The following is a 16,179-nucleotide window of genomic DNA, read 5'->3' as shown; positions in this document are numbered from 1 at the left end:
AGGGATCTGACCCCGGCCGTGCCCTTACACCGGGCGCTTGCTCGGGTCGCCCGGCAGTTCGCGCACCAGCTTGGGAACCAGGTAGCCGGACAGGCGTGCGGTCAGGCCGGCGATCAGTGCCTTGGCCTGGGTGTCGTCCACTTCGAAGTGGGCCACGCCCTCGACCCGGTCCAGCTGGTGCAGGTAGTAGGGCAGCACGCCGGCGGCGAAGCTGCGCTCGCTCAGGTCCTGCAGGGCATGCACGCTGTCGTTGACCCCGCGCAGCAACACCGCCTGGTTCAGCAGCTGGGCGCCGAGGCCGCGCAGGCGGGCCATCGCCGCGTCCACGCTGGCATCGAACTCATTGGCATGGTTGGCGTGGACCACGATCGCCAGCGGCCACGGCAGGCTGCCCAACCAGGAGACCAGTTCGTCGTCCACCCGTTCCGGCAGCACGATCGGCAGCCGGGTATGGATGCGCAGGCGGCGGATATGCGGGATCGCGCGCAGGGCGTCGGTCAGCTCGACCAGCTTGTGCGTGGCCAGTGACAGGGGATCGCCGCCGGACAGGATCACTTCGTCGATGTCCGGGTCGGCTGCGATGGCCGTCACGGCCTCCTGCCAGCCGCCCTTGGCGGCGTTCTCCGCGCCATAGTCGAAGTGGCGGCGGAAGCAGTAACGGCAATTGATCGCGCAGCTGCCGGTGGCGACGAGCAGGGCCCGCCCGCGGTACTTCTGGATGACCCCGGTGGCCTTCTTGGCTGCGCCATCGCCCACCGCATCGAAGCTGAACCCGGGTGCGGGGCGCATTTCCGCGTCGATCGGCAGCACCTGGCGCAGCAGCGGGTCGGCCGGGTCGCCCCTGCGCATGCGGGCCACGAAGCCTTCGGGCACGCGCAGCGCGAACTGGGCCATGGCCGCTTCCGAGACGCCCAGCGCAGCCGGGTCCAGCTCCAGCCGGGCCAGCAGGGCCTGCGGGTCGCGCAGCGCCTGGCGCCAGAGCTGCTGCCAGCGCGCGGGCGCGCCTGGCGACTGGGGCCGGGGAAGGCGGAAAGCTGCATGGGGAGGGGGCCTGCGGTTATCATGGGGGCAGAAAAACTGTCGCCCACCGGCCTTCGGTGGGCTTTCCATTCTATCCGGCTCGCCGCACGCGCGGCGGTTTCGCCATTTGAGGAGCTTGAGCATGGCCACTGCGGGCATGAACGATGTCAAGAACGGGATGAAGATCCTGGTCAACAATGAACCGGCCGTCATCTCCGAGACCGAGTTCATCAAGCCGGGCAAGGGCCAGGCCTTCACGCGCGTGCGCTATCGCTTCATCAAGTCGGGCCGCACCGTGGAAATGACCATGAAGGCCACCGATGACGTGGAAGTGGCCGACGTGGTCGACACCAACATGAACTACATGTACAGCGACGGCGAGTACTGGCATTTCATGGACCCGGAAACCTTCGAGCAGGTGCAGGCCGACAAGGCCGGCATGGGCGGCGCCGAGAAGTGGCTGAAGGGCGAAGAGTCCTGCATCGTCACCCTGTTCAACGGTTCGCCGATCTTCGTGCAGCCGCCGAACTTCGTCGAACTGAAGATCATCGAGACCGATCCGGGCGTCCGTGGTGACACCTCGGGCGGCGGCGGCAAGCCGGCCACCCTGGAAACCGGCGCCGTGGTCCGCGTGCCGCTGTTCGTCAACCAGGACGAGATCGTCAAGGTCGACACCCGTTCGGGCGAATACTCCGCACGCGTCAAATAATCCGGCGCAACCGGATTACCTGTAGAGCCGAGCCATGCTCGGCTTTCCGGGCTCCGCCCGGAACCCGTTGCCGGCGCCGATGGCGCCGCAACGGACAGTCGCCGGGCACGGCCCGGCGCTACCGCCTCCCGTGAGGTTCTCCCCACAGCCAAGTGAGCCCGCATGAGCGATAGCCCGCACCTCCCCGAAGCCTGCGACCTCCTCATCGAAGCCGGTTATGTCGTTCCGATCGAGCCGCATGCAGTGGTGCTGGAAGACCACGCCGTAGCCGTGCGTGGCAGCGAGATCGTCGCCGTCCTGCCGCGTGCCGAAGCCCGCGCGCGTTTCCGCGCCGCACAGGTGGTCAGCCGCCCCGAGGCGGCGCTGATGCCGGGCCTGGTCAACGCGCACACGCACAACCCGATGACCCTGCTGCGCGGCGTCGCCGACGACCTGCCGCTGATGACCTGGCTGCAGCAGCACATCTGGCCGGTGGAAGCGGCGGTGATCGGCCCCGAATTCGTTGCCGACGGCACCACCCTGGCCATCGCCGAGATGCTGCGTGGCGGCACCACCTGCGCCAACGAGAACTATTTCTTCGGCGATGTGCAGGCCGCGGTCTACAAGAAGCACGGTTTCCGCGCGCTGGTTGGCGCGGTCATCATCGATTTCCCCACCGCCTGGGCAAAGACCGACGACGAGTATTTCGCCAAGGCCGGTGAACTGCACGACCAGTGGCGCACCGATCCGCTGATCGGCACCGCGTTCGCGCCGCATGCGCCGTACACGGTCAACGATGCCAATTTCGAGCGGGTGCGGATGCTGTCCGACCAGTTGGACATGCAGGTGCACCTGCACACCCATGAAACCGCGCAGGAAATCACCGATTCGATCAAGCTGCATGGCCAGCGTCCGCTGGCGCGTCTGGATCGCCTGGGCCTGGTCAACGACCGCCTGATCGCGGTGCACATGACCCAGCTGACCGACGCGGAAATCCATCTGTGCGCCGAGCGCGGCGTCAGCGTGGTGCACTGCCCGGAATCGAACCTGAAGCTGGCGTCGGGCTTCTGCCCGGCCTGTGCCCTGCAGCGCGCAGGCGTGAACCTGGCGATCGGCACCGACGGCTGTGCCAGCAACAACGACCTGGACATGTTCAGCGAGAACCGCACCGCAGCAATCCTGGCCAAGGCGGTGGCCGACGATGCCACCGCGCTGGACGCGGCCACCACGTTGCGTGCCTCCACGCTGGGCGGCGCGCGTGCGCTGGGCTTCGGCGAGCGCATTGGCTCGATCGAAGTCGGCAAGCAGGCCGACCTGGTCTGCGTGGACCTGTCGGCGCTGGAAACCCAGCCGCTGCACAACGTGCTGTCGCAGCTGGTCTACGCCACCGGCCGCCAGCAGGTCAGCGATGTCTGGATCGCCGGCAAGCCGAAGCTGGTGCAGCGCGAGCTGGTCGGCATGGACCTGCCGGGCATCATCGCCAACGCGCGCCAGTGGCGCGAGCGTATCCGTCATATCCGCGCCTGAACCCTGGCGCTGCAAGGACTTCTCATGACCGCCCCCACGCTTCTTCCAATTTCGATCAGGCCGAGCTGGACAAGTTCGCCGCGCTGGCCAACCGCTGGTGGGACGCTGACGGCCCGCAGAAGCCACTGCATGCGCTGAACCCGGTACGCCTGCAGTACGTGGCCGATCGTGTGCCGCTGCGTGGTGCGCGCGTGCTCGACATCGGCTGCGGCGGCGGTCTGCTGAGCGAGGCGCTGGCCCAGGCCGGCGCCGACGTCACGGCCATCGACCTGGCCCCGGAACTGGTCAAGGTGGCGCGCCTGCACGCGCTGGAAAGCGGTGCCAAGGTCGATTACCGGGTGCAGGCCGCCGAGGATCTGGCCGCCGAGCAGCCGGGCAGTTTCGATGTGGTCACCTGCATGGAGATGCTGGAGCATGTGCCGGACCCGGGCGCGATCATCGAGGCCTGCAAGCGCCTGCTGAAGCCGGGCGGCCACCTGTTCCTGTCCACCATCAACCGCACCGCTGCCGCCTTCGCGGTGGCCATTGTCGGCGCCGAGTACGTGGCGCGGCTGCTGCCCAAGGGCACCCACCACTACCAGGAATTCATCAAGCCGGCCGAGCTGGCACGCTGGCTGCGCGAGGCCGATGTGCAGCTGGTGGACGTCAGTGGCATGGCCTACGAGCCGTGGCGCAACCGTGCGCGGCTGAGCAGCCGCACCGACATCAACTACCTGGCCTACGCGGTCAAGCCGGCATGACCTCCGCCCGCTTCCCGCGTGCGGTGCTGTTCGACCTGGATGGCACGTTGCTGGACAGCGCGCCGGACTTCGTTGCCACCTGTAATGCGATGCTGGCCGAACGTGGCCGTGCGCCGGTCGATCCGGCGATGTTGCGTCCGGTGGTCTCCAAGGGCTCGCGTGCAATGGTGGGCGCCGCCTTCCCGGAACTGGATACGGCGGCGCGTGATGCACTGATTCCCGAGTTCCTGCAGCGCTATGAAGCGTTGATCGGCCAGCACGCGGTGCTGTTTGACGGCGTGGCCGGCATGCTTGCCGCACTGGATGATGCCGGTACGGTGTGGGGCATCGTCACCAACAAGCCGGAGTACCTGGCGCGCTTGATCGTGCCGCAGTACGGCTGGCAGCAGCGCTGTGCGGTGCTGGTCGGCGGCGATACCCTGGCCGAACGCAAGCCGCACCCGCTGCCGCTGCTGCACGCTGCGCAGGCGATTGCCGTTGCCGCCGAAGACTGCGTGTACGTGGGCGACGATGAGCGCGACATCATCGCCGCACGGGCCGCCGCCATGCCGTCGGTGGCGGCGCTGTGGGGCTATCGCCTGCACAGCGACGATCCGTTGGCCTGGCAGGCCGACGTGCTGGTGGAAAACGCCGGACTTCTGCAACTGGCCAGTCTCTGGCCGACCCGGCCGGCAGCCCCGGCCCAGCCGTAAGGAACCCCGTAGTGAGCAGTACCGCGCTGGAAAGTTTCCTCGACAAGTGGCGCAGCCGTTGGCCGGAATGGTCGGTGGCCGCCCCGTTCGTGGCCGAATCGCAACGCGAACTCGCGGTGGCGTGGTTCGCGCTGCTGCAGGAATTCGACGACATGCTCAACACCAGTGGCGACCCGCTGCCGGCCGACGCCAAGCTGGCGTGGTGGGGCGAGGAACTGCGCAGCTGGGCCGCGCATCGTTCGCGGCATCCGCTGGGGCGCCTGCTGGAGCCGGTGCGCGCGCCATGGGCGCAGCTGGCCGAAGCGCTGCCGGATCTGGTCGAAGCGCGCACCGTCGCGCTCGATGCCGCCAGCGCCGAGCGCGCGCTGGCCAACTACGCCGATGCGGTGGCGGCGGTGGAGGCAGCGCTGTTCAGCGACAAGCCGCGCACCGGCGCCGGTCGTGCAGTGCTGCTGCAGACCCTGGCCCAGCGTTTGCAGGATGCCGGCGTGGCCGGTGTGCCGCGCAGCGTGCTGGATGAAGATTCCAGCAGTGCCGCGCAGCGCTGGGCGCAGTCGCTGTTGAAGGGGTGGGGCGCCCGCGTGCCCGGCCCTCGGCCGCGACGCGTGTGGTCCAGCCTGGCGCGTGCCCGTGTGGCCGCGCAGGCCGCAGGCAAGCCGATTGAAGCGACACCGATGCGCACCTTGCTGCGCGTGTGGTGGGCCGCGCGCGGTTGATCGATTCTGGTAGGTGCGGACCTTGGTCCGCACGCTCTGCGGGATCGTGCCGACCAAGGTTGGCACCCACCCAAGCGCATTGCGCGCGTTATTTCCGTTCCAGCACCAGCAATGGGTCGATGCGGGTGTCGAACCAGTTCATGCCCCAGTGCAGGTGCGGGCCGGTAGCGCGGCCGGTGGCCCCGACCGCGGCGATCACCTGGCCCTGTTCCACACGGTCGCCGACCTTTACGTCGATGCGCGACAGGTGCAGGAAGTTGGAACTGACTCCGAAGCCGTGGTCGAGCAACAGTGTGCCGCCGGTCAGGTACAGGTCGGGGCCGGCGAAGGTGACGATACCGGCCGCCGGCGCCTTCACCGGCGTGCCGGTCGGCACCGCGATATCCATGCCGGAGTGACCCGCGCCAGGCTGACCGTTGTACACGCGCGCATTGCCGAAGCGGCCGCTGATGCGGCCCTGCACTGGCCAGATGAAGGTCTGGGTGAAGTCGGTACGGTCGTCATCGCGGGCGCGTGCGGCGGTCACCTGCGCCTGTTCGCGCTTGATCCGCTCGGCGATCGCCGGCGGCGGATTGACCGTCTTCGGCGGCACGCCGTTGACCCGCTCGGTCGGCCAGTCGCGCGGCGTCACCGCGATGGTCACCGTTTCGCTGCCGCCGTCGGCACGCTGCACCTGAACGCGCAACGGGCCCTTCTCGTCGCGGCCGATGCCGAACACCACGCTGCCGTAGTTGCTCACCCGCAGCTGTCGGCCGGCGTACTGCACGCGGCTGCCGGCCGGGACCTTGCCGATCACCAGCGCGCCCTGCGACGCGCTGGCCGGAAACACCACGCGGCTGTCGATCAGGCTGCCGATGGCATCCTGCGCATTCGCCGAAGGTGTGCAGAGCAGGGGCGCCGCCAGCAGCAGCGCCCCGGTCAGGAGAGCCGCGCGCATCAGCGGTCGTAGGTCATGCGCTGGCCGGCCGGTTCGCCGACCAGCGTGCTGCCGTCCCACACCAGCTGGCCGTTGACCCAGGTGGAGGCGATGCGCGAACGGAAGGTGGTGCCTTCAAACGGCGACCAGCCGCACTTGGACAGCACGTCCTCGCGCTTGACGGTGAACGGCACGTCTTCCACCAGCACCAGGTCGGCGAAGTAGCCTTCGCGCAGGAAGCCGCGCTCTTCCACGTCGAACAGCTGGGCCGGCGCATGCGCGAACTTCTGCACCACCTGCTCGCGGGTCAGCTTGCCTTCGTGCACGCGCTCCAGCGCGGCCACCAGCGCGTACTGCACCAGCGGCAGGCCCGACGGCGCCTGCGCGTAGGGCTTCTGCTTCTCTTCCCAGGTGTGCGGGGCGTGGTCGGTGGCCAGCACGTCCAGCACGTCGTCGGCCAGTGCGGCGGTGATTGCTTCGCGGTCGGACACTTCCTTGATCGCCGGGTTGCACTTGATCAGATTGCCCTTGGTCGCGTAGTCCGGGCGCGCGAAGTGCAGGAAGTGCACGCAGGTTTCAGCGGTGATCTGCTTGCGGCTGCCGTCGGCGCGGATCAGCGGGCCCTTCTCGAACAGTGCCAGCTCGTCGGCGGTGGAGATGTGCAGCACATGCAGGCGGGTGCCGTGCTTGCGGGCCAGCGACATGGCCAGACGGGTCGACTTGATGCAGGCCTCGCGCGAACGGATGTCCGGGTGCATGTCCGGGGTCAGCGCGTCGCCGTACTTCTCCTGGAACGCCTTCAGGTTGGCATCGATCATCGGCGTGTCTTCGCAGTGCGTGATGATCGGAGTGGGGCACTCGCGGAAGATCGCGTCCAGCGTTTCCGGGTTGTCCACCAGCATGTTGCCGGTGGACGCGCCCATGAACACCTTCACGCCCGGCGCCTTCTTCGGGTCCAGGGCGCGGATCGCGTCGAGGTTGTCATTGCTGGCGCCGTGGTAGAAGCCGTAGTTGGCCCAGGCGCGACCGCGGGCCAGCTCGTACTTGGCTTCCAGGATGGTCGAATCCAGCGTCGGCGGGTTGGTGTTGGGCATGTCCATGAAGCTGGTCAGCCCGCCGGCCACGGCAGCGGCCGATTCGCTGGCGATGTCGCCCTTGTGGGTCAGACCCGGTTCGCGGAAGTGCACCTGGTCGTCGATCATGCCCGGCAGCAGCCAGCGCCCGGCTGCGTCCACCACCTGTTCGCCGTCGCGCGGCGTCAGCCCGCTGCCGATCTGCGCGATGCGGCCGTTCTCGATGCGCAGGTCGCCGTCGAAGGTGCGGCCTTCGTTGACCATGCGGGCATTGGTGATGAGCGTGGAGGACATGTCAGTGTTTTCCTGTGCAACGGCAAGAGGGGGCGTGGGGAGACTCGGGCACTGGATCGAAGCCGCCGGGGTGGAACGGGTGGCAGCGTCCCAGCCGGCGCGCGGCCAGCCAGCTGCCGCGCAGCGGACCGTGGCGGGCAATGGCATCCATGGCGTATTCAGAACAGCTGGGCACGAAGCGGCAGCGCGGCCCCAGCAGGGGGCTGATGAAGCGCTTGTAGAAGCGCAGCAGGGCAATGAGCAGGCGCGAGATCACCCAGTCATCTTATGCCAGTTGGCATGAAGGCCGCATTTGTGCAGGATGGGCCGTTGGTCGCATGTCGCCGATGGCCTGCGACCGCTGTCGGCACCGCTGGGTGCCGGCCAGGTTCCGTACCGCGCAAGGCGGTCCATGTTCGTCGGACCGCGCTTTGGGTGCCTTGGCTCCAGGACTGAATGGAGCAGGGCGCCGAGGTTGCTGCTGCGGGTCGGGTAGGCTATAAAGGCCCGCTTTCCCGGGCCCCGGGGAATCCAAGGAAGAGCGTTTCGTGGCTGCTAAAAAACTGCAAAGAAGGCCGCAACGGCCGCCAAGAAAACCGCCAAGCCTGTTGTGAAGAAGTTGGCGGCAAAGCCCGTTGCCAAAAAGCCGGCCAGCAAGGCGGTGACCAAGGCAGCGTCCTCGCAACCGGCGGCCAGGAAGGCCACCGCGAAGAAAGCACCGGTCAAGGCGACCAAGCCGGTGGCAAAGAAGGCCGCCGCACCCGCCAAGGCCAAACCTGCTGCTGCCGGCAAGAAGGCGCCGGTGGCGAAGAAGGCTGCCAGCAAGGCCGCGCCGGTGAAGAAGGCCGCCGCCAAGCCGGTGGCGAAGAAGGCAGCCGCTAAGCCGGCGCCGAAGGCGGTGGTGAAGAAGGCCGCAACCAAGCCGGTTGCCAAGCCGGCGGCGAAGAAGGTCGCTGCGGCCAAACCGGCCGCCACGCCTGCTGCTGTAAAGAACGTTGCCAAGAATGTCGCCGTACCGGCCGCCAAGCCGGCCCCGGCCCCTGTAGTGAAGTCCGCACCGAAGCCTGCTGCCAAGCCGGCTCCGGCCAAGCCTGTCCCGGCCAAGACCGTGGCAGCGGCAGCAGCCCAACCGGCTCCCCAGCCGGCCCCGGCCGCTGCTTCTGCTGCATCGAAGGCCCCGCAATCCAAGAATCCCGTGCCCGTTTCGAAATCGCCTGCCAAAACCGCCGTGAAATCCGATTCCGCCCCGAAGACCGTGTCGCGCCCTGTCGGCAAGGTCGCCGTCGCTGTCGCCGCCCGATCGGCGGCACCGGCCCCGCGCAGCAAGTACAAGGTGGTCGAGTACAAGACCGACGAGGCCACCGGCCGCCCGATCCTGCCGGCCGGCTACAAGCCGTCCTCGGAAGAGGAATACATGAGCTCGCTGCAGCAGGAGTACTTCCGCCAGCGCCTGCAGAACTGGCGCGCCGATCTGGTGGAAGAGTCCAAGCAGACCATCGAGAACCTGCGCGAGGAAGTGCGTGACATCGGCGATGAAGCCGAGCGTGCGACCCGCGAGACCGAGAACTCGCTGGAACTGCGTACCCGCGACCGCTACCGCAAGCTGATCGGCAAGATCGACAGCACGCTCAAGCGCCTGGAAGCCGGCGACTACGGCTACTGCGTGGATACGGGCGAAGAGATCGGCCTGGAGCGTCTGGAAGCGCGCCTGACCGCCGAACGTACCATCGACGCCCAGGAGCGTTGGGAGCACCTGCAGAAGCAGCAGGGCGACTGATTCCTGATCGTTGTGTGGTCATGCAGAAAACCCGGCCTTGGCCGGGTTTTTTGTTTGTAGAGTCGAGCTTGCTCGACTGACGCTTCTCAAAAGCAGTCGAGCAAGCTCGACTCTACGGGAAACCGCGTCGCCGCGATCATCAGAAAAGAGCCGTGTCGCCGCGATCATCAGGAGGCCACAGCGCCGCCGTGATCACTGCAGGTCGCGCAGATTCAGTTTCCGCAACGTCGGGTTCTTCCATGCCGTGATGCCGGCCACGCTCAGCACTGCGAATCCGCCCAGTACCACCGCCGGTACCAGGCCAAGCAGCTTCGCCATCGTGCCGGCATAGAACGCGCCCAGCTCGTTGGACGAACTGATGAAGATGCCGTTGATCGACGACACCCGTCCACGCATTTCCTCCGGCGTGGCCAACTGCAGGATGGTCGAGCGGATCACCACTGAGACGCCATCGAACGCCCCGTAGAACAGCAGGATCAGCGCCGACAGCCAGAAGTGCTGGGACAGCCCGAAGCCGATCACGCACAGCCCGAACCCGCCCACCGCGCACAGCAGCACGCGGCCGGCATTGCGATGCAATGGATGGCGGGCCAGCCACAGGCCCACGCACACCGAGCCCAGCGCCGGCATTGCGCGCAGCACGCCCAGCCCCTCCGGGCCGTGATGCAGGATCTCGTGCAGGAACGCCGGCAGCATCGCCACCACGCCGCCCAGCAGCACCGAGAACATGTCCAGCGCCATCGCGCCGACCATGATGCGGTTGCCGACGACGAAGCGGGCACCTTCGGTGATGCTCTTGAAGATCGGGGCGGCCGGGCCGGTGTGCACCGGTTCGTCCACCTTCAGCGTGGCCAGGCAGGCCATCGCCACCAGCGCGAAGGCGGTGGCCACCGCATACGACAGGCCCTTGCCGCCGAAGCCGACCAGCACGCCGCCCAGTGCCGGGCCGGCAACCATGCCGGCCTGGAACACCACCGCACCCAGGCCGGCGCCGCGCGCGAACTGGTCGCGGGCCAGCACGCGGGCGAACAGCGCGTTGTAGATGGGCGAGAGGAACGCCCGGACCATGCCGGTCAAGGCGATGGCCGCATAGATCGGCCACACGCCTTCAAAGGGCAGCCAGCCTGTAGCGACGCCGGTCAGCACCAGTGCGGTGGCGATCAGCCCGGAACAGGCGGCCATGCCCAGCCGGCGGCGCGGCAGATGGTCGACCAGGTAGCCGGCAAACGGCGCCACGCAGAAGAACGGCAGCACCTCGGCCAGCCCGATCAGGCCCAGCGAGAACGGATTGCGGGTGACTTCGTAGATATGCCAGCCGACAGTGACCGCAACCACCTGGTAGGACAGCATCGCAAAGATGCGGTAGGCCAGCAGCTTGGCGAAACCGGGCCGGGACAGCAGGCCCAGCGCGGTGTCTTCGGCCGTAGCAGGCTCGCTCACGGCTGTTCGCGCTGCAGCTGCGCCTGCGCGGTCTCGCGGATGAAGGCCAGCATCGCCGCCACGCCGTTGCTGCGGGTGGGCGAGAGGTGGCGGGCCAGGCCGATGTCCTGGATGTAGCTCGGTTCGGTGGCCACGATCTCCTGCGCCGAGCGCCCCGAGTACACGCGCAGGGCCAGGAAGATCAGGCCGGAGACGATGGCCGAATCGCTGATGGCGTGGAAGCGCAGCGACTGCGCGTTGCCTTCCGGCACGATCCAGACCATCGACTGGCAGCCCAGCAGGCGATGCTCCTCGGTCTTCCAGTCTTCCGGGAAGGCCGGCAGCTTGCGGCCGAGGTCGATCAGGTACTGGTAGCGCTCGGACCAGTCGCCGAAGAAGCCGAATTCCTCGGCGATGGCGGCCTGGGCCTCGGCGGCGGTGGGTTCAAGCGGGAACGGGGAGTCGATCACAGCAGTCTCTACAGTGGGGGCGTGGCCGGCGGACCGGCCACGGGGCAGGGCAGGTCAGCCGCGCTTGCGCGACCAGCGCACGCCCTGCGGGGTGTCGTCCAGCACGATGCCTTCAGCGGCCAGCTGGTCACGGATGGCGTCGGCACGAGCGAAGTCACGCGCCTTCTTGGCCGCAGCGCGTTCGTCGATCAGGCCCTGGATACGGGCATCATCGCCGTCGTCGCCGGCTGCGGTACCGAACCACTGCGCCGGATCGGCCTGCAGCAGGCCCAGCGCCAGGCCCGCGCCCAGCAGCTCGCCCTTCAGGCGCGCCTGCTCGGCCGGATCGGTGGCGCGGCGTGCATCGGCGGCGATGCGGGCCACTTCGGCCAGCGCCTGCGGGGTGTTCAGGTCGTCGTCCAGGGTCGCTTCGACGCTGGCCGGGATGACCGCCACGGCCTCGATCGACGCCAGCTCGCGCAGGGTGCCGTACAGGCGGTCCAGGGTGCGCACCGACTGCTCGATCAGGCCGTCGGTCCAGTCCAGCGGCTGCCGGTAATGGGCCGACAGCAGGGCCAGGCGCAGCGCCTCCGGCGGGTGCTGGCGCACCAGGTCGTGCACGCGCTCGATGTTGCCCAGCGACTTGCTCATCTTGGCGCCGCCGAAGTTGAGCATGCCGTTGTGCAGCCAGAAGCGGGCGAAGATCCTGCCGCCGTGGGCGCATTCGCTCTGCGCGATCTCGTTCTCGTGGTGCGGGAACTGCAGGTCGACACCGCCGGCATGGATGTCGATGGTCTCGCCCAGATGCGCGGCGGCCATCGCCGAGCATTCGATGTGCCAGCCCGGACGACCACGGCCCCACGGCGATTCCCAGCCGGGCAGATCGTCGGTGGAGGGCTTCCACAGCACGAAGTCGCCCGGGTCGCGCTTGTACGGGGCGACATCGACGCGGGCGCCGGCCAGCATCTCTTCCGGATCGCGGCGCGAGAGCTTGCCGTAACCATCGAAGCTGGCCACCGCGAACAGCACGTGGCCCTCGGCGGCGTAGGCGTGGCCGCTGCCGATCAGCTGCTCGATCATGGTGATGATCTGCGGCATGTGCGCGGTCACTTCCGGCTCGATGTCCGGCGGCGCCACGCCCAGCGCGGCCATGTCTTCACGGTAGGCCGCAGCGAAGCGGTCGGTGATGGTGCTGATCGGCACCCCCTGTTCGCGCGCGGCCGTGTTGATCTTGTCGTCCACGTCGGTGATGTTGCGGGCGTAGCGCAGGGCGCCGAAACGGCGGCGCAGCAGATCGGCCAGCACCCCGAACACCACCGGGCCACGGGCGTTGCCGATGTGCACGTAGTTGTAGACCGTCGGGCCGCACACATACAGCGTCGGACAGGCCGGGTCGAGCGGGGTGAACGGTTCGAGCTGGCGAGTCAGGTTGTTGTGCAGGCGCAGGGTCATGGGGCTGTGGCTGGGGGACAAGCCTTCGATTTTAGAACGTGTCGACCCCCTTTGGGGCGCCCGCTGCCACCGGTGGACGCCGCGGCCGCCCAGGGTGGGGTGGGCAGGAGCGGCGTGGACGGGTAATGTTCAGCCCCTTGTGCTCGTCACTGCCTACACTATTGCCGTGTCCTTGCTCCCGTCGCCAATGAAATCCACCGCGTTGCTGACCCTGGCCTGCCTGTCGGCGCTGCCCGCCGTGGCCCTGGCGCAGGAGGCCGAGCCCCGCAACCGGGTGGTGATCGTGGAGAACGTGAAGTTCGACTATGCCCAGGTGCTGAACGTGGAGCCGGTGTTCCAGACCCTGCGCGCGACCCGTACCGAGGAGCATTGCGAGCCGGTATCGACCCGCACCCTGGCCCCGGTCAACGTCACCGGTGAAGAGCCGGTGGAGGACAAGGGGCGGATCGGCCGTTTCTGGGATTCGGTGCGCTCGATGTTCAAGCGCAGCGACGAAGAGGCGACCGAAGAGGCCGCCACCGAGACCCCGGCCCCGGCCCCGGCCAACAATGGGCCGATGCTGACCCGTGATTGCCGCATCGTGCCGGTGGGGCGTGAATTCCGCCGTCCCATCGCCTATGACGTGGACTACGTCTACAAAGGCACCAAGTACCGCTCGCGGCTGCCGGAAGACCCCGGCAACCGGCTCAAGATCCGGGTTTCGATCACCCCGTGGGTCGGCCCCGAGCAGGGCACCGCCAGCAATCCCTGATTCCGGGACCGCTGCCCCTTGCGCCGGCTCCGGCCGCATGCAAAGATTGCCGGCCATGAAGCTCACCGACTTCCAGCACGACAGCAGCGCAGCCCGACAGGCGTCGGGCATGACCTCGCGTGCGCGTCGACCGGAACCCCACATCCTCGCTGGGTAACCGGAGCTTTTTGCTGTTCGTCCGAAAAAACCCAGCCCGCCGGCTGGGTTTTTTCGTTTCCGCGTTCTGAAAGCTGCAACTGCAACCTTTTCGATCCACCTTTGGTTCCTGCTTTTCCTTCCACCGCGCCGGACCCGGCGCCGCTACGCAAGGAAAACCGATGTCCCCCAAGCACTTCCTGAACACCCAGGACTGGAGCCGCAGCGATCTCGACGCGCTGCTGACCCAGGCCGCGCTGTTCAAGCGCAACAAGCTCGGCGACCAGCTCAAGGGCAAGTCGATCGCGCTGGTGTTCTTCAACCCGTCCATGCGCACCCGCACCAGCTTCGAGCTGGGTGCGTTCCAGCTCGGTGCCCACGCGGTGGTGCTGCAGCCGGGCAAGGATGCGTGGCCGATCGAGTTCAACCTCGGTACGGTGATGGACGGCGATACCGAAGAACACATCGCTGAAGTGGCGAAGGTGCTGGGCCGCTACTGCGACATCATCGCGGTGCGTGCGTTCCCGAAGTTCCAGGATTGGGCCTACGACCGCCAGGACATCGTCCTCAACAGCTTCGCCAAGTACTCGCCGGTGCCGGTCATCAACATGGAGACCATCACCCACCCGTGCCAGGAACTGGCGCATGTGATGGCTCTGCAGGAGCACTTCGGCACCCAGGACCTGCGTGGCAAGAAGTACGTGCTGACCTGGACCTACCACCCCAAGCCGCTGAACACCGCCGTGGCCAACTCGGCGCTGACCATCGCCACCCGCATGGGCATGGACGTGACCCTGCTGTGCCCGACCGCCGACTACATCCTTGACGACCGCTACATGGGCTGGGCCGAGCAGAACGTGGCCGAGAGCGGCGGTTCGCTGAAGATCAGCCATGACATCGACAGCGCCTACGCTGGCGCCGATGTGGTCTACGCCAAAAGCTGGGGCGCGCTGCCGTTCTTCGGCAACTGGGAGCCGGAAAAGCCGATCCGCGACCAGTTCAAGCACTTCATCGTGGACGAGCGGAAGATGGCGCTGACCAACAACGGTGTGTTCAGCCACTGCCTGCCGCTGCGCCGCAACGTGAAGGCCACCGACGGCGTGATGGATTCGCCGCAGTGCATTGCCATCAACGAAGCCGAGAACCGACTGCACGTGCAGAAGGCGATCATGGCCGCCGTTGCCGGGCGCTGATTTTTTCCGATTCAATCATTTCCGCCGGGCACGGCCCGGCGCTACCAGGACATACCCTCCCCATGAGCAACAAAGACGTCGTTCTCGCCTTCTCCGGCGGCCTGGATACCAGCTTCTGCGTGCCGTACCTGCAGGAGCGCGGCTACAACGTGCACACCGTGTTCGCCGATACCGGCGGCGTGGATGATGAAGAGCGCGATTTCATCGAAAAGCGCGCCGCCGAGCTGGGCGTCACCAGCCATGTCACCGTCAATGGCGGCCCGGCCATCTGGGAAGGCTTCGTGAAGCCGTTCGTGTGGGCCGGCGAAGGCTACCAGGGCCAGTACCCGCTGCTGGTGTCCGACCGCTACCTGATCGTCGATGCCGCGCTGAAGCGTGCCGCCGAACTGGGCACCAACATCATCGCCCACGGCTGCACCGGCATGGGCAACGACCAGGTCCGCTTCGACCTGGCAGTGAAGGCGCTGGGCGACTACCAGATCATCGCGCCGATCCGCGAGATCCAGAAGGAGCACACCCAGACCCGCGCCTACGAGCAGAAGTACCTGGAAGAGCGCGGCTTCGGTGTGCGCGCCAAGCAGCAGGCCTACACCATCAACGAGAACCTGCTGGGCGTGACCATGTCCGGTGGTGAGATCGACCGTTGGGAAGCCCCGGGCGAGGGCGCGCGCGGCTGGTGCTCGCCGCGCAGCGAGTGGCCGGAACAGGCGCTGACGGTCACCCTGAAGTTCGTCGAAGGCGAAGCGGTTGAACTGAACGGCAAGGCGCTGCCGGGCGATCAGATTCTGGCCCAGCTCAACAAGCTGTTCGCCCCGTACGGCGTTGGCCGTGGCGTCTACACCGGCGACACCGTGATCGGCCTGAAGGGCCGCATCGTGTTCGAGGCGCCGGGCCTGGTGTCGCTGCTGGCCGCGCACCGCGCGCTGGAAGATGCTGTGCTGACCAAGCAGCAGAACCGCTTCAAGCCGGACGTGGCGCGCAAGTGGGTGGAGCTGGTGTACGAAGGCTTCTACCACGACCCGCTGAAGACCGACATCGAGGCCTTCCTGAAGTCCTCGCAGGCCAAGGTGAACGGCGAGGTGGTGCTGGAAACCCGTGGTGGCCGCGTCGATGCAGTGGCGGTGAAGTCGCCGCACCTGCTCAACACCAAGGGTGCCACCTACGCGCAGTCGGCCGACTGGGGCGTGGAAGAGGCCGAGGGCTTCATCAAGCTGTTCGGCATGAGCTCGACGCTTTACGCGCAAGTCAACCGCTGAGCGGTTGACCACGCATTCCGCCTTAACCCTGCGCCGTTGGCGCGCCCCTTCAACAAGAAGGGGCTCTCCACCAGACGCATTACGGTAGCGCCGGGCCATGCC

General features: G+C 67.5%; 15 protein-coding genes and 1 pseudogene. 9 read left to right on the top strand and 7 right to left on the bottom strand.

The features are described from left to right. Window positions 1–24 precede the first annotated feature (24 nt). Window positions 25–1,040, bottom strand: a pseudogene (epmB, locus tag N4G47_RS12620) (EF-P beta-lysylation protein EpmB). Between the two features lie 122 nt (window positions 1,041–1,162). On the opposite strand from epmB, the gene efp reads away from it, so the two are divergent. From efp to N4G47_RS12595, 5 genes are all read left to right on the top strand, one after another. Further along, complete coding sequence (gene efp / locus N4G47_RS12615; protein ID WP_475287506.1) at window positions 1,163–1,729, top strand: elongation factor P; 567 nt, start codon at window positions 1,163–1,165, stop codon at window positions 1,727–1,729. A 162-nt stretch (window positions 1,730–1,891) separates the two neighbouring features. Then, the gene (locus N4G47_RS12610) at window positions 1,892–3,235 is read left to right on the top strand and encodes a TRZ/ATZ family hydrolase (RefSeq protein ID WP_475287504.1); all 1,344 of its coding nucleotides are present in this window, start codon (window positions 1,892–1,894) and stop codon (window positions 3,233–3,235) included. Continuing rightward, window positions 3,232–3,975, top strand: coding sequence for a bifunctional 2-polyprenyl-6-hydroxyphenol methylase/3-demethylubiquinol 3-O-methyltransferase UbiG (gene ubiG, locus N4G47_RS12605; RefSeq protein WP_475289941.1), 744 nt, complete (start codon window positions 3,232–3,234; stop codon window positions 3,973–3,975). Before N4G47_RS12610 ends, ubiG begins: the two co-directional genes overlap by 4 nt. After that, complete coding sequence (locus tag N4G47_RS12600; RefSeq protein ID WP_475287503.1) at window positions 3,972–4,667, top strand: phosphoglycolate phosphatase; 696 nt, start codon at window positions 3,972–3,974, stop codon at window positions 4,665–4,667. Before ubiG ends, N4G47_RS12600 begins: the two co-directional genes overlap by 4 nt. Window positions 4,668–4,678: 11 nt before the next feature. Continuing rightward, complete coding sequence (locus N4G47_RS12595) at window positions 4,679–5,383, top strand: squalene/phytoene synthase family protein (RefSeq protein ID WP_475287501.1); 705 nt, start codon at window positions 4,679–4,681, stop codon at window positions 5,381–5,383. Window positions 5,384–5,471: 88 nt separating this feature from the next. Here N4G47_RS12595 and N4G47_RS12590 read toward each other — a convergent pair whose 3' ends face one another. Genes N4G47_RS12590 through yidD form a run of 3 tightly spaced genes read right to left on the bottom strand, consistent with a single transcriptional unit; the run spans window position 5,472 to window position 7,922 of the window. Then, window positions 5,472–6,320, bottom strand: a complete 849-nt coding sequence (locus tag N4G47_RS12590; RefSeq protein ID WP_475287499.1) for a M23 family metallopeptidase — start codon at window positions 6,318–6,320, stop codon at window positions 5,472–5,474. Further along, window positions 6,320–7,666, bottom strand: coding sequence for a dihydroorotase (locus tag N4G47_RS12585; protein ID WP_475287497.1), 1,347 nt, complete (start codon window positions 7,664–7,666; stop codon window positions 6,320–6,322). The genes N4G47_RS12590 and N4G47_RS12585 overlap by 1 nt, the downstream gene beginning before the upstream one ends. A 1-nt stretch (window position 7,667) precedes the next feature. Continuing rightward, window positions 7,668–7,922, bottom strand: a complete 255-nt coding sequence (gene yidD, locus N4G47_RS12580) for a membrane protein insertion efficiency factor YidD (RefSeq protein ID WP_107230993.1) — start codon at window positions 7,920–7,922, stop codon at window positions 7,668–7,670. A gap of 333 nt (window positions 7,923–8,255) precedes the next feature. Between yidD and dksA the strand changes: the two genes are divergently transcribed. Next, entirely contained in the window at window positions 8,256–9,422 is a 1,167-nt protein-coding gene (dksA, locus tag N4G47_RS12575; RefSeq protein ID WP_475287495.1) for an RNA polymerase-binding protein DksA, read from the top strand. Window positions 9,423–9,614: 192 nt separating this feature from the next. On the opposite strand, the gene N4G47_RS12570 is transcribed toward dksA, so the two are convergent. Genes N4G47_RS12570 through cysS form a run of 3 tightly spaced genes read right to left on the bottom strand, consistent with a single transcriptional unit; the run spans window position 9,615 to window position 12,742 of the window. Beyond that, window positions 9,615–10,862: an MFS transporter gene (locus tag N4G47_RS12570; protein ID WP_475287493.1), complete on the bottom strand. Its 1,248-nt coding sequence runs from the start codon at window positions 10,860–10,862 to the stop codon at window positions 9,615–9,617. Continuing rightward, entirely contained in the window at window positions 10,859–11,311 is a 453-nt protein-coding gene (locus N4G47_RS12565; RefSeq protein WP_107230990.1) for a SufE family protein, read from the bottom strand. The genes N4G47_RS12570 and N4G47_RS12565 overlap by 4 nt, the downstream gene beginning before the upstream one ends. Window positions 11,312–11,365: 54 nt before the next feature. After that, window positions 11,366–12,742 (bottom strand): cysteine--tRNA ligase, encoded by a 1,377-nt coding sequence (gene cysS / locus N4G47_RS12560; protein ID WP_475287491.1) that lies wholly within the window; start codon window positions 12,740–12,742, stop codon window positions 11,366–11,368. 187 nt (window positions 12,743–12,929) lie between these two features. On the opposite strand from cysS, the gene N4G47_RS12555 reads away from it, so the two are divergent. The 3 genes from N4G47_RS12555 (at window position 12,930) to N4G47_RS12545 (ending at window position 16,077) form a co-directional block, all read left to right on the top strand. Then, complete coding sequence (locus tag N4G47_RS12555) at window positions 12,930–13,493, top strand: glycine zipper 2TM domain-containing protein (RefSeq protein ID WP_107230988.1); 564 nt, start codon at window positions 12,930–12,932, stop codon at window positions 13,491–13,493. Between the two features lie 317 nt (window positions 13,494–13,810). After that, window positions 13,811–14,821: an N-acetylornithine carbamoyltransferase gene (locus N4G47_RS12550; protein ID WP_108769376.1), complete on the top strand. Its 1,011-nt coding sequence runs from the start codon at window positions 13,811–13,813 to the stop codon at window positions 14,819–14,821. Window positions 14,822–14,883: 62 nt separating this feature from the next. Further along, the gene (locus tag N4G47_RS12545; RefSeq protein WP_108750132.1) at window positions 14,884–16,077 is read left to right on the top strand and encodes an argininosuccinate synthase; all 1,194 of its coding nucleotides are present in this window, start codon (window positions 14,884–14,886) and stop codon (window positions 16,075–16,077) included. Window positions 16,078–16,179 lie beyond the last annotated feature (102 nt).

It is taken from the genome of Stenotrophomonas sp. GSD10 (genome assembly GCF_056172695.1).
This window is presented reverse-complemented; position numbering and strand designations above follow the sequence as displayed.

Bases quoted from the DNA above. Each gene is read 5' to 3' on its own strand.
- efp (WP_475287506.1), top strand. From the start codon at position 1,163: ATGGCCACTGCGGGCATGAACGATGTCAAGAACGGGATGAAGATCCTG.
- N4G47_RS12610 (WP_475287504.1), top strand. From the start codon at position 1,892: ATGAGCGATAGCCCGCACCTCCCCGAAGCCTGCGACCTCCTCATCGAA.
- N4G47_RS12600 (WP_475287503.1), top strand. From the start codon at position 3,972: ATGACCTCCGCCCGCTTCCCGCGTGCGGTGCTGTTCGACCTGGATGGC.
- N4G47_RS12590 (WP_475287499.1), bottom strand. From the start codon at position 6,320: ATGCGCGCGGCTCTCCTGACCGGGGCGCTGCTGCTGGCGGCGCCCCTG.
- N4G47_RS12585 (WP_475287497.1), bottom strand. From the start codon at position 7,666: ATGTCCTCCACGCTCATCACCAATGCCCGCATGGTCAACGAAGGCCGC.
- cysS (WP_475287491.1), bottom strand. From the start codon at position 12,742: ATGACCCTGCGCCTGCACAACAACCTGACTCGCCAGCTCGAACCGTTC.
- N4G47_RS12555 (WP_107230988.1), top strand. From the start codon at position 12,930: ATGAAATCCACCGCGTTGCTGACCCTGGCCTGCCTGTCGGCGCTGCCC.
- N4G47_RS12550 (WP_108769376.1), top strand. From the start codon at position 13,811: ATGTCCCCCAAGCACTTCCTGAACACCCAGGACTGGAGCCGCAGCGAT.
- N4G47_RS12545 (WP_108750132.1), top strand. From the start codon at position 14,884: ATGAGCAACAAAGACGTCGTTCTCGCCTTCTCCGGCGGCCTGGATACC.